This is a genomic window from Streptomyces sp. CA189, assembly GCF_056428985.1.
Genome location: NZ_JBWJVM010000017.1, coordinates 39,269 through 52,035, shown reverse-complemented (window position 1 = coordinate 52,035; position 12,767 = coordinate 39,269). Strand labels below are relative to the sequence as shown.

General features: G+C 71.3%; 10 protein-coding genes and 1 riboswitch. Of the genes, 5 read left to right on the top strand and 5 right to left on the bottom strand.

Annotated elements, in window-relative coordinates; translation table 11 throughout:
- The first annotated feature begins 77 nt into the window (after positions 1–77).
- Positions 78–1,286 (top strand): DUF2254 family protein, encoded by a 1,209-nt coding sequence (locus tag AC061S_RS16410; protein WP_478686680.1) that lies wholly within the window; start codon positions 78–80, stop codon positions 1,284–1,286.
- A 21-nt stretch (positions 1,287–1,307) separates the two neighbouring features.
- Here the strand turns inward: AC061S_RS16410 and AC061S_RS16405 are convergent, their stop codons facing one another.
- Positions 1,308–2,771, bottom strand: a complete 1,464-nt coding sequence (locus AC061S_RS16405; protein ID WP_478686679.1) for a nucleobase:cation symporter-2 family protein — start codon at positions 2,769–2,771, stop codon at positions 1,308–1,310.
- Between the two features lie 378 nt (positions 2,772–3,149).
- Between AC061S_RS16405 and AC061S_RS16400 the strand changes: the two genes are divergently transcribed.
- The gene (locus tag AC061S_RS16400; RefSeq protein WP_478686678.1) at positions 3,150–3,869 is read left to right on the top strand and encodes a helix-turn-helix domain-containing protein; all 720 of its coding nucleotides are present in this window, start codon (positions 3,150–3,152) and stop codon (positions 3,867–3,869) included.
- 104 nt (positions 3,870–3,973) lie between these two features.
- Here AC061S_RS16400 and metE read toward each other — a convergent pair whose 3' ends face one another.
- The 3 genes from metE to AC061S_RS16385 all read right to left on the bottom strand — a co-directional run bounded on the left by metE (position 3,974) and on the right by AC061S_RS16385 (position 8,873).
- Entirely contained in the window at positions 3,974–6,319 is a 2,346-nt protein-coding gene (gene metE / locus AC061S_RS16395; protein ID WP_478686677.1) for a 5-methyltetrahydropteroyltriglutamate--homocysteine S-methyltransferase, read from the bottom strand.
- Between the two features lie 172 nt (positions 6,320–6,491).
- A riboswitch (cobalamin riboswitch) is annotated at positions 6,492–6,717 on the bottom strand.
- A gap of 120 nt (positions 6,718–6,837) precedes the next feature.
- Complete coding sequence (locus AC061S_RS16390) at positions 6,838–7,512, bottom strand: GntR family transcriptional regulator (RefSeq protein WP_478686733.1); 675 nt, start codon at positions 7,510–7,512, stop codon at positions 6,838–6,840.
- Positions 7,513–7,739: 227 nt separating this feature from the next.
- Positions 7,740–8,873: an RNA-guided endonuclease InsQ/TnpB family protein gene (locus AC061S_RS16385; protein ID WP_478686676.1), complete on the bottom strand. Its 1,134-nt coding sequence runs from the start codon at positions 8,871–8,873 to the stop codon at positions 7,740–7,742.
- Between the two features lie 143 nt (positions 8,874–9,016).
- Between AC061S_RS16385 and AC061S_RS16380 the strand changes: the two genes are divergently transcribed.
- The 3 genes from AC061S_RS16380 (at position 9,017) to AC061S_RS16370 (ending at position 11,412) form a co-directional block, all read left to right on the top strand.
- Positions 9,017–9,985, top strand: coding sequence for a 2-dehydropantoate 2-reductase (locus tag AC061S_RS16380; protein WP_478686675.1), 969 nt, complete (start codon positions 9,017–9,019; stop codon positions 9,983–9,985).
- Positions 9,986–9,990: 5 nt separating this feature from the next.
- Positions 9,991–10,839 carry a formate dehydrogenase accessory sulfurtransferase FdhD gene (fdhD, locus tag AC061S_RS16375; protein ID WP_478686732.1) on the top strand — a complete coding sequence of 283 codons (849 nt, stop codon included), beginning with the start codon at positions 9,991–9,993 and terminating at the stop codon, positions 10,837–10,839.
- A gap of 120 nt (positions 10,840–10,959) precedes the next feature.
- Entirely contained in the window at positions 10,960–11,412 is a 453-nt protein-coding gene (locus tag AC061S_RS16370; RefSeq protein ID WP_478686674.1) for a PAS domain-containing protein, read from the top strand.
- Positions 11,413–11,491: 79 nt separating this feature from the next.
- On the opposite strand, the gene frc is transcribed toward AC061S_RS16370, so the two are convergent.
- A complete protein-coding gene (frc, locus tag AC061S_RS16365) occupies positions 11,492–12,748 on the bottom strand; it encodes a formyl-CoA transferase (protein ID WP_478686731.1) in 1,257 nt (418 codons plus the stop codon).
- Positions 12,749–12,767 lie beyond the last annotated feature (19 nt).

Sequence of the window (12,767 nt, the reverse complement as noted above, 5' to 3'; positions counted from 1 at the left end):
TTGCCGCCTCCTCTCACCCCTCCCGTGGTTGCATCCTCATCGGAGGGGTGCGCTCACCGGGACCTGGAGGAGGCTGGATGTCCGGCTCGTCGTTCCACCGTCCCGCGCGCGCGATGCGCAGGGATCTGGCCCAGCTCGTCTGCGCGGTCGCCGGGGTGGCCCTGGGGGTGCTGGTCCCCAGGCTCTCGCTGGGCCCCCAGGTGGATGCCGGACCGGTGGTGACGCTCCTGTTCACCCTCGGGTTCGGGGTCATCAGCCTGGTGAGCATCATCTATTCGATGCTGTTCCTGGTCGTCCAGTTCTCCGCCAGCACCTTCACTCCGCGCCTCGGCCTCTTCCGGGACGACCCGATCGTGTGGCGCACTTTCGCCTTCACCGTCGGCGTGTTCGTCTTCAGCATCACCTCGGGACTGGCCGTCGGTGCCCGCAGGGCGACCGTCTCGACCCTCGTTCCGGGCACCGCCATGGTGCTCACCCTGGTCGCGCTCGCCCTCATGCGGACACTGCAGACGAGAGCGTTCCACTCGATCCAGCTCGGTCATTCCCTGACCTCGATCGCGACGCGCGCGCACCGGCTGTTCGACGACCTGTACGTACGGCCGTACGAACCGGACCAGGCCACGGCCGACCCACCATCCCCGGCGGCCGGGGCCACCGCCGTCCTCTGGTCCGGACCGGCGGTGGTGGTGCAGCAGATCGACGTACGCGCTCTGGTCGGCCTGGCCATGGAGCGCGACTGCACGGTCACCTTCCTCGTCCCCCCGGGAACGACCGTGTCACGGGGCATGACGCTCGCCGAGGTGACCGGCGGCGATCTGCCCGAGGCCGTTCTGCTCGGCACGCTGGAGACCGGAGTCGAGCGCACCTTCGACCAAGACCCCGACCTGCCCTTCCGGCTCCTCGCCGACATCGCGCTGCGCGCCCTCTCCCCGGCCGTCAACGACCCGGCCACGGCGGTGGAGTGCCTCGACCGCGTCGAAGACCTGCTGGCCCGCCTCGCCGGCCGCGATCTGGGCATCGGCCACTTCGCCGACGAGGCCGGCCGGTTGCGGGTGGCCGTCCCTGTGCCCGACTGGGAGCGGTACCTGCGCACGGCCGTCGACGACCTCCTCTACGCCGCCGCCGGCTCCCCGATGGCGCTCCGCAGGATGCGCGACCTGCTCAGCGGGCTGGTGGAGCGGATCCCGGAGGGCCGGCGCGGGATCGTACGGGACCGGCTTCGGTGGGTCGACCGGGCGGGTGGCGAGAGGTACCCCCTCACCTGGGCTCCCTCTGAAGCCGGTTGAGCAGCGGGACCGCACGAGGCCTCACCCGGAGGGAAGGCCCCCGCCCCCGCCCCCGGTCGCGCGGGAGCCGGCCATGCCGTCGAAGGCGTTGACCTGGGCGGTGGGGACGTGGCTCTCGTTGGCCTCGCTGCCCCGTCCGAAGTGGTTCAGGAGCAGGTTGAGGAGGACGGCGACGAGGCATCCCGCCGTGATGCCAGACCCCAGCACCATGGTGACGGGCGCGGGGAGCCGTTCGTAGAAGTCGGCCGATGCGACGGGGAAGAGACCGAAGGCGAGGGCGACGGACACGATGATGCCGTTGTGCCCGGTGGCCAGGGAGGCCTTGGTCAGGGTCCGGATCCCGGCGACGGTGATCGAGCCGAAGAAGACGACCGCCGCCCCGCCGAGCACGGGCAGCGGCACGAGCGCGACGAGCGAACCCAGGACCGGTACGAGGCCCATCAGGACCAGGATCGCTCCGCACAGGGTGACCGCGTACCGGCTGCGGATGCGGCTGATCGCGACCAGGCCGACGTTCTGGGCGTAGGCGCAGCTCACGAAAGCTCCCAGGGCGCCGCCGAGTGCGGTGCCCAGCCCTTGGGCGCGCAGGCTGCCCGCGATGACGCGCGCGTCGACCGGCCTGTCGACGACCGATCCCACCGCGATCAGGGAGGCGGTGGATTCCGTCATGGAGACGAGCATGACGACGAGCATGGTGGCGATGACCGGCGCCTCGAACTGCGGGGCACCGAAGGCGAACGGTTCGGGGAGCGCGAACAGCGGTGCCTGGGTGAGGGGTTGGAGGTCGACCTTGCCCATCGGCACTGCGGCGGCCGTGCCGGCGATGAGCCCGAGCAGGATGGCCACCCGTTGCAGGAAGCGTCCGCTGAGGAGCCGGTGGAGGAGGAGCGTGAAGGCGAGGGTTCCGGCGGCGAGCGCGAGGTTGGACGGTGAGCCGTAGCCGGAGGACCCGGGGTCTCCGCCCCGGGCCCATTCCCCGGCCACCGGCAGCAGCGAGAGGCCGACCAGCGTGATGACGGAACCGCTGACGACGGGCGGGAAGAAGCGCAGGAGCCGGCAGAAGGCCGGCGCCAGGAGGAAGCAGAGGGCCCCGGCGACGAGGGTGGCGCCGAACACCAGGGGCAGGGTGTCCTGTCCGCGTGACACGGAGGCGGCGAGGACCGGGGACACCACGGCGAACGAGACGCCGTTGGTGACGGGCAGTCCGGCCCCCACACCCCAGAAGTTCAGCGTCTGGGCGACGGTGACCAGGCCCGCGACCACCAGGCTCGCGGCGAGCAGCGCGGTGAGCTGCGCCGCCGTCAGGCCCAGGGCGCCACCGATGATCAGTGGAGGCGCCGCGAGGCCCGCGTACATGCTGGCCACGTGCTGCAGGGCGGCGGGGATCATCCGCCGCATGGGCAGGACTTCGTCCGCGGGATGGACGGGAAGGGGCAGGGCGGGCGGGGCGGAGTGTTCGTGCGTGAAGAGCGTAGGGGAGCGCAAAAGGGACAGTCCCTCCGAGAGACCTCCCGGCCGGCGGGCGGCGGGGACGGTCGGGGGCGAAGCACGGCCGGAAGACCGGACAAGTGGACGGACTTGCCCGGAGGGATACGGAAATCGTGCCGGTGTCCGGGGGTGGGGAGAACGGCAAGATTCCTCATCGCGGAATTCACTTTCCGCTGTGGACGAGTGCGACCCTACGAACAGGCCCCCCGGCCGTCAACTCCTCCAGGGGGAACAATCGATTCCTCCGATTCTTTGGACGTACGCACAATCACCGTGGGCGGGCCGGTCAACGCGCGTCGACCGACGTCCCGAGCACCCGCGAAATCCGCAGGCAGGCCTTGGCTGGGGCGCCGCCTCGCCCTACGGTGTCCGGCTATGCCATCCCAAGACGATCTCCACAGCCCGCCCGAGGGCGAAATCTCCGCCTATCCCCCGCTGGAGCCCCGCCGCGCCGCCGCCGTGCGCGAGCAGCTCGGACTCACGCACGGCCAGGTCGCCTGGGCCGTATCGGCCTTCCAGGGACACCCCCTTCACCCCGGCACGCTCCTGGCATGGGAGCGGGGCACGGAGGTCCCGACGAGCCATCAGATCAAGGCGCTGGCAGCCGCGTTGTGGTGTTCACCGGGCGATCTGCTCGGCGAACCGGCCACGCTCCTGCAGTGCCGGACGCTCCTGGGACTGACGGTGGAGCAGGCGGCCGTGGGGGTCGGCATGACCCGCGACCGCTACGCCGAGGCGGAACGGCGCAACCGCTGGCGCGGGTCGAGCCGGCAGACCCAGGCCCTGTTCGAGGTGCTGCGGCCGCCGCCCGCCTGCTTCGTCGGGGCGTGCGGCAGGACGGGCCAGTTGCGCGTACTGCTGCGCGAGGCGGTCACCGGGTGGTGGCCGAACTACGTACGCCCGGTCGCGAAGATCGTGCCCGTGGAGCCGGCGGCGATCCACCGCGCCCTGGAACAGCTCCACCTGACGTACCAGCGGATCGAGAACCACGGCCGGACCGGCGCCGCCGCCGAAGCGGTCGAGCGGGAGGCCCTGGCCTTCCTCGACCGGGTCGACGAGCACCTGTGGCAGCGGCTGGGCCCGCAGCCCGCCTGACCCCACCCGCCTCCCGGGGCGCGGCTCCGCGGTACGCCCCCGGCCGGCACCCGGACGCCCCGGGTGCCGGCTTCCCTACGGGGATCAGGCACTCGCCACCGTGATCAGGCGCTCGGCGAGACTTCCGCGCGCACCTGGCGGGCCGCTTCGACGAGGTGCTCCAGCGAGGCCCTCGTCTCGGGCCAGCCGCGGGTCTTCAGGCCGCAGTCGGGGTTGACCCAGAGGCGTTCGGCGGGGATCGCCCCAAGTCCCTTGCGCAGCAGGGCCGCCGCCTCCGCGGCCGAGGGGATGCGGGGAGAGTGGATGTCCCAGACGCCGGGGCCGACCTCGCGCGGGTAGCCCGCGCCGGCCAGCTCATCGGCGACCTGCATGTGCGAGCGGGCCGCCTCCAGGCTGATGACGTCGGCGTCGAGGTGCTCGATGGCCTCGACGATGTCCCCGAACTCCGCGTAGCACATGTGGGTGTGGATCTGGGTGTCCGGGCGGACGCCGCTGGTGGTGAGGCGGAAGGATTCGGTGGCCCACGCCAGGTAGCCGGCGTGGTCGGCGGCGCGCAGCGGCAGGGTTTCGCGCAGGGCGGGCTCGTCGACCTGGATGACGGAGGTGCCGGCCGCCTCCAGGTCGGTCACCTCGTCGCGGAGCGCCAGGGCGACCTGGCGGGCCGTGGCGGCGAGCGGCTGGTCGTCGCGGACGAAGGACCAGGCGAGCATGGTGACGGGGCCGGTGAGCATGCCCTTGACCGGCTTGGCCGTCTGCTCCTGGGCGTACGTGGTCCAGCGGACGGTCATCGGGTCGGGGCGGGAGATGTCTCCGGCGAGGACCGGCGGGCGGACGTAGCGGGTGCCGTAGGACTGGACCCAGCCGTGCTGGGTGGCGAGGTAGCCGGTCAGCTGCTCGGCGAAGTACTGGACCATGTCGTTGCGTTCCGGCTCTCCGTGCACCAGCACGTCGAGGCCCGCCTTCTCCTGGAAGGAGACGACTTCGCGGATCTCCGCCCGGATGCGCTCCTCGTAGCCCGCCGTGCCGATGCGTCCCGCGCGCAGGTCGGCGCGGGCGGTGCGCAGTTCCGTGGTCTGCGGGAAGGAGCCGATGGTGGTGGTCGGGAGCAGGGGCAGGCCGAGGTGGGCGCGCTGGGCGGCGGCCCGTTCGGGGTAGGACGGGGAGCGGTGGACGTCGGCCGCGCTGATCGCGGCGCTGCGGGCCCGGACGGCGGGGTCGTGGGTGATCCGGGAGGCGGCGCGGGAGGCCAGGTCGGCCCGGTTGGCGGCGAGTTCGGCCGCGATCGCGTCGGTGCCCCGGGCCAGGCCGCGGGCGAGGGTGCTGATCTCGGTGGTCTTCTGGCGGGCGAAGGCGAGCCAGCGCCGGATCTGCGGATCGGTGTCCCGCTCGGCGTCCGCGTCCAGCGGGACGTGCAGCAGGGAGCAGGACGCGGCGACGTCGACCCGGTCGGCGAGGCCGAGCAGGGTGCCCAGGGTCGTCAGCGACTTCTGGTAGTCGTTGATCCAGATGTTGCGGCCGTTGACCACGCCGGCGACCAGCCGCTTGCCGGGGATGCCGCCGACCGCGGCGAGGTCGTCGAGGTTGGCCGCGGCCCGGTCGGTGAAGTCGAGGGCGAGGCCCTCCACGGGCGCCTTCACCAGCACGGGCAGGGCCTCGCCGAGCCGGTCGAAGTAGGAGGCGACGAGCAGCTTGGGGCGTTCGGTGAGACCGCCGAGCTCGCGGTAGGCGCGGGCCGCAGCGTTCAGTTCGGCCGGGGTGCGGTCCTGGACCAGGGCCGGCTCGTCGAGCTGGACCCAGGCGGCGCCCGCCGCGCGCAGTTCGGCGAGGACCTGCGCGTAGACGGGAAGCAGCCGGTCGAGCAGGGTCAGCGGATCGAAGCCGGGGGCCGCGCCGGGCGCGGGCTTGGCGAGGAGCAGGTAGGTCACCGGTCCGACCAGGACCGGGCGGGCCGAGTGGCCGAGGGCCAGGGCCTCCTTCAATTCGGCTACCTGGCGGGCGGGTTCCGCGGTGAAGACGGTGTCGGGCCCGAGTTCGGGGACGAGGTAGTGGTAGTTGGTGTCGAACCACTTGGTCATCTCCAGCGGGGCCACGTCCTGGGTGCCGCGCGCCATCGCGAAGTAGCCGTCCAGGGCGTCCGCCTCGACGGCGGACCGATGCCGGTCGGGGATCGCGCCGACCATGACGGTGGTGTCCAGGACGTGGTCGTAGTACGAGAAGTCGCCGGTCGGGACCTCGGTGATGCCTGCCTCGGCGAGCCGGGCCCAGTTGGTGCGGCGCAGTTCGCGGGCCGTGGCTCGGAGGGCTTCGGCGGTGACGCGGCCCTTCCAGTAGCCCTCGACCGCCTTCTTCAGTTCCCGGTTCTGTCCCTGGCGGGGGTAGCCGTACACGGTGGCCCGTACGGATGCGGCGGTGGATGCGGCTGTGGATGCTGCTGCGGACTCGGTGGTCACGGAACTCTCCTTCGCGAGCGTGTCTCCATGGACCCGGTGACGGGTCGCGGACGCGAAGGGGGTGCGGGAACGGGCGGGCGCCGGGGTCGCGTACGGCTCGGTACGCGACGGGAGGATCCGCCTGAAGCACGCCGACCCGCCCACGAGGTCACCGGGAAACCGTGCGCGGTCGATCGCGCACGGGCAACGGGCAGGTCTTCGGACTCGCGGGCACGCCTGCCGGTCTCCCGGCGGGCACCTAATGGCCGTCGCTTCCCAGGACCGGTTCCGGTCCCAGTGCGTATGACGGCGGTCGTTCCCGCTCACCGCTGCGGGGCAGTCCCGGATTCCCACCGGGTTCCCTCTTACGACGCATCCCGCCTGGCGGACGGGGGCGAACCAGCTGCGCGGCCCACATTAGGGCGGATCACCGGGAAATGAACACAGCTTCCCGAATGTCGGACGGTGAGATGGGACACGGAGCCACAACGCCCCCGCCCGCGACCGCCGGTCCCGTCACCTATCCCGCCGCCGGACTGCTATTTCTCCCGCTCGTGGTACATCTTCCGCGTGTGCTCCGTGTGCGCGCGCATGATCGCCGTCGCGGCCTCCCCGTCACGGTCCGCGATCGCCGCGATCAACTCCCGGTGCTCGACCCAGGACTGACGGCCCCGCTGCCGTGCGACGGGCGTGTAGTACCAGCGGACGCGCCGGTCCACCTGTGCGGCCAGCTCGGCGAGGACGGCGTTGCCCGCGAGCTCCATGATCTTCGCGTGCAGGCGGGCGTTCGCCCTGACCGCGGCGTCCACGTCGTCCGCGGCGACGGCCCGCTCACCCTCCGCGCACAGCTCTTCGAGCGCCGCGATGGCCTCGGCGCCGGCGTGGGCGGCGGCCAGCCGGGCGGCTTCGGCCTCCAGGAGGGTGCGGACCGTGAGGAGCTGGTCGGCCTCCGCCTCGGTCGGCTCGTGCACGAACGCCCCCTGGGCGGGCCGCAGATCGACCCATCCCTCGGTGCTGAGGCGCTGCAGCGCCTCCCGTACGGGCTGCCGGGACACCCCGAGGTGTCCGGCGAGCTCGCTCTCGACCAGGTGCTGCCCCGGCTGGAGGGCGCGGGTGGTGATGAGCTCCAGCAGGGCCCCGTAGACGCGGTCACGCAGCGGGCCGGGCCGTTCGAGCTTGGGCACCGCCCCCTGCGGCAGTCCTGTCGACAACATCACGGTTCCCTCCTGGGCAGCGCCGGCCGCTGCGTCGCGAACCCCATGATGGATTGTCTTTCGCCTACAGTCTACGGCGCACCGAGACGGCGGCCTCCCGACGGCCAACTCCCCACCGCCAGGCCCGCGTCAGCCCTTGCCGCCAACGATTCCATCCTGTAGACAATATTTCATCGACACCGTTCGGAAGACCCGAACGGAGTGCCACACATTGAATCCTCCGCTCCCTACTGGGAGGGGATTCCTGGCTCACGTTGGCTGCGGACCGGCGGTCCGCACGCTCTTACACGATCGGCACCAGCCGGGTTGAGACCAGCCCGGACGAGCATCACGTGGGCGGAGTTCTTGTCCCTGGGGTACACGGCTCCGCACGCGGTGCACGAGTAGGTTCGTTCAGAGAGGGGTAGTGCGTGCTTGGTTCTCGCTCCGCACTGCGCGCAGTCCATGGTGGTGTGCGCGGGGTGGACCAGGTGCACGGCACGACCGTGCTTGCGACCCATCTCGTTCAGGGCCGTCTTCGTGGCGCCGATCGCGGCGTCCGCCGCTTTACGGGCCATGGTGGACTTGGCGAGGAACTTCGCCTTGAAGTCCTCCACCGCGAGGGCGTCATGGTCGCGGACCACCCTCTTCGCCCACTTGCGGGCGGTGTCCTTGGGTACGCGGCGGCGGACCATCATCCGCTGGTAGTGCGCGACGCGGCCGGCGGCCTTCCCGCCATGTTCGGCGTGTGGCAGGTCATGGTCGTCGGACGTGGTGGTCGCGATCTCCCGCACGCCCCAGTCGATACCGATCACCGCGCCCTTGGAGGGCAGTGGTTCGGTGGTCGCGGGGACGACGAAACTGGCGTACCAGTGCCCGAGGCTGTCGCGGTACACACGCACCGACGACGGCGGCCCAGGAAGATCCCGCGACCACACCACAGTCACGGCAACGCCGCCAGCGAGGTAGAGACGTCCGTCCTTCAACCGGAAGCCGCGTTGCGTGTAGTTGAGCGTGGGGTCCGCCAGGTGCTTCTTCTTGTACTTCGGCATCCCGGCGCGCTGCCGCATCGGCATCCGGGCCTTGATGTCCTTGACCGCCTTCGTGCGGGATTTGGCGAAGTCTCGGATGATCTGCTGCTGCGGAACGCTGCTGCCCTCACGCAGCCACGCCATCGAGCCTCCACACGTCACCTTCTCGCCGGCCGTCTTGTTGTCGGCGTGGACCTTGCGGGACATCGCCACGCACTCGTTCCACACCCACCGGCACCGCGCCCACTCCGCCTCAAGCCGGGTCAACGCGATGGACGACACGCGAAGCCGGAAGGTGTACCGGGCATGCCCGGCTTCCCCCTCGCCATCGTCCACCGCTGCTGTCGGCATGACCCCAACCTAGCCACCCCCACTGACAACGAAAGAGAGCGCAGGTCAGAGCAGATGAGCAACGAACTCCGCCGCTACGCGGCTCCGCCCCAAGGACCCGTTCCTCCCCGGACTGAAGCCCGGGGCGTCCTCGGAGAGATCCGGTGAAAGTCGCAGTTCTGGGCGCCGGTGCGATCGGCGCATACGTCGGCGCCGCGCTGCATCGAGCAGGCGCCGACGTGCACCTCGTCGCCCGTGGACCGCATCTGGCGGCCATGAGGGAGCACGGCGTCCGGGTGCACAGCCCCCGCGGAGACTTCACCGCCCGCGCCCACGCCACCGACGACCCGGCCCGGATCGGTCCGGTCGACTACGTCTTCCTGGGCCTCAAGGCCAACTCCTACGCGGCGTGCGGGCCGCTCATCGAGCCGCTGCTGCACGAGGGCACCGCCGTGATCGCCGCCCAGAACGGCATCCCCTGGTGGTACTTCCACCGGCACGGCGGACCGTACGAGGGCCACCGCATCGAGAGCGTGGACCCCGGCGGCGCGGTCAGCGCCGTCCTCGCGCCCGAACGGGCCGTCGGATGCGTGGTGTACGCGGCCACCGAGCTGGCGGGTCCGGGCGTCGTACGCCACCTCGAAGGCACCCGCTTCTCCATCGGCGAGCCCGACCGGTCCCTCTCCGAGCGCTGCCTGGCGTTCAGCGAGGCCATGCAGGAGGGCGGCCTCAAGTGCCCGGTCGAACAAGACCTGCGCAACGACATCTGGCTCAAGCTGCTCGGCAACATCTCCTTCAACCCGATCAGCGCGCTGTCCCGGGCCACGATGCGGGAGATGTGCCGGCACGGCGGTACGCGCGAGGTCATCGAGATCATGATGACGGAGACGCTCGCCGTCGCGGAGGCCCTCGGCTGCAAGGTGGGGGTCTCCATCGAACGCCGGCTGGCCGGTGCGGAGCGCGTCGGCGACCACCGGACCTCGACGCTCCAGGACCTGGAGCGCGGCAAGCCGCTCGAACTCGACGTGCTGCTGGCGGCCGTGGTGGAGCTGGCGGAGATCACCGGGGTCCCGGTGCGGACGCTCCGGACCGTCCACGCCATCTCGGACCTGCTCGCACTGCGGACCGCGTGATCGCCGTGGGACGGGTCACGGAACGACGCAAGGTGCTCCGCATCCGGGACGGGGCCGTCTCCACCCGGCCGGACACCCTCGTCGCCGAGGAGCCGATGGAGATCCGGCTCAACGGCAGGCCCCTCGCCATCACGATGCGCACGCCGGGCGACGACTTCGCCCTGGCGGCGGGCTTCCTCGTCAGCGAGGGGGTGCTGGGCAGCTCCGAGGAGCTGCGGAACATCGTGTATTGCGCGGGAGCCACGGCCGACGGAGCCAACACGTACAACATCGTCGACGTGCGGACGGCTCCGGGACTCGTGCTGCCGGAGATCACGCTCGAACGCCATGTGTACACCACCTCGTCCTGCGGCCTGTGCGGCAAGGCGAGCCTGGACGCGGTCCGTACGACGGCCCGCTGGCCGATCCACGACACTCCCCCGGTCCGGCTGGATCCCGGACTGCTCGCCCGCCTCCCCGACCGGCTACGGGCGGCGCAGCAGGTCTTCGACCGGACCGGGGGCCTCCACGCGGCGGCCCTGTTCACCGAGGAGGGGGAACTGCTCGACGTCCGCGAGGACGTGGGCCGGCACAACGCGGTCGACAAACTGGTCGGCCGCGCCCTGCGGGGCGGCATGCTGCCGCTGTCGCGGACGGTGCTGCTGGTCTCGGGGCGGGCCTCCTTCGAACTGGCGCAGAAGGCGGTGATGGCGGGCATTCCGGTGCTCGCCGCGGTGTCGGCCCCGTCGTCCCTCGCGGTCGACCTGGCGGCGGAGGCGGGCCTGACCCTCGTCGGCTTCCTTCGCGGCGCCTCCATGAACGTGTACGCGGGCGAGCACCGCATCGCCCTGCGGGCCGCGGCCTCCCAGGGCTGACCCGCTCCCCGCGGCACGGCGGCGGGGTCTCTCACGGCGGGGAGCGCCCCCTGCGCCGGAGAGGCCCCGCCTCAGCCATGCCGGAGAGGCCCCGCCTCAGCCATGAGGAAAAGAGGAGACATGACAGAGCTCGATCCCGCGGTCGTGCTGGGCATGGCCGCCCAGGCGCCCGACGGCCTGGTGATCGTCGACCGCGAAGGGCTGATCCGCTACTGGAACCGGGGGGCGGAGCGCATCTTCGGGTACTCCGCCGGGGAGGTCGCCGGGCGCAGCCTGGACCTGATCATCCCCGAGAAGCACCGCAAGCGTCATGGGGACGGCTTCGTGGCCGCGATGGAGCAGGGGGTGAGCCGGTACGGCGAGGCCGACCTGCTGTCGGTGCCCGCCGTCGGGGCGGACGGCCGCAGGCTGTCCATCGAGTTCAGCGTGGTGCTGCTGGCCGGTCCGGACGGCGCAGCCGCCCACTGCGGCGCGGTCATCCGGGACGTCACCGCGCGGCGGGCCCGGGAGAGGGCGCGCATGCGGCGCGAGGCGGCCGGCGACGATCCCTCCGGTGAGGCCGCGCCGGCCTGAAGCCCCGCCGCACACACACCCAGGTGCCCTGCACGCGAGGACCGCGTGCAGGGCACCTGGGGTTTTCGGGGCGGCCGGGTCAGGCGACGACCCTTCCCTCGTGCAGCTTGCGAATGGCGTCCGCGTCGTAGCCGAGGTCCGCGAGCACCTCGTCGGTGTGCTCGCCGAGCAGCGGCGCACCCTCGATCTCGGGTGTGAAGCCGGAGAACTTGATCGGGCTGCCCACCGTCAGGTAGGTGCCGCGCTCCTTCTGCTCGACCTCGACGATCGTGCCGCTCTTGCGCATGTCGGGGTCGGCGGCGAGCTCCTTCATGCTGAGCACGGGTGCGCAGGGCACCTCGAAGGTGCGCAGGATGTCGACTGCCTGGTACTTGGTCTTGTCCGCCAGCCACTTCTCGATCTCGCCGAAGATGTCCATGATGTGGGGCTGGCGGGCCCGGGCCGTGGTGTACCGCGGGTCCTCGGTCCACTCGGGCTTGCCTATGGCCTCGCAGGTGCGGGCCCAGTTCTGCTCCTGGATCGTGAAGTAGATGTAGGCGTTGGGGTCGTTCTCCCAGCCCTTGCACTTCAGGATCCAGCCCGGCTGGCCGCCGCCTCCGGCGTTGCCGCCTCGGGGCACCGCGTCGCCGAACTCGCCGTTCGGGTACTGCGGGTACTCCTCCAGGTAGCCGGTCTTCTCCAGGCGCTGCTGGTCGCGGAGCTTGACCCGGGTCAGGTTGAGCACGGCGTCCTGCATGGACACCGACACCTTCTGGCCGAGGCCCGTCGCGTTGCGCTGGATGATCGCGGTCAGCAGGCCGATCAGCAGGTGCATGCCGCTGTTGCTGTCGCCGAGGGCCGAGCCGCTGATGGTGGGCGGGCCGTCCCAGAAGCCGGTGGTGGACGCGGCGCCGCCGGCGGCCTGGGCCACGTTCTCGTAGACCTTGAGGTCGTTCCACTTCGAGTCGTCGTTGAAGCCCTTGACCGAACCGAAGATGAGCCGCGGGTTGAGCGCGTGGATCCGGTCCCAGCCGAGGCCCATGCGGTCCATCGCTCCCGGTGCGAAGTTCTCGACGAGGATGTCCGCCTCGCGGATCATCCTCTCCATGACCTCCTTGCCCTCGGGGGACTTGGTGTTGATGGCCAGCGAACGCTTGTTGCTGTTCAGCATGGTGAAGTAGAGGGCGTCGAGGTCGGGGATGTCCCGGAGCTGACGGCGGGTCACGTCGCCGCCGTCGATGCGCTCGACCTTGACGACGTCGGCGCCGAACCAGGCGAGCATCTGGGTGCACGCGGGGCCGGCCTGGACCCCGGTGAAGTCGATCACCTTGATTCCGGCGAGCGGTGTGCGGCTCAGGTCACTCATGGTGGATTCC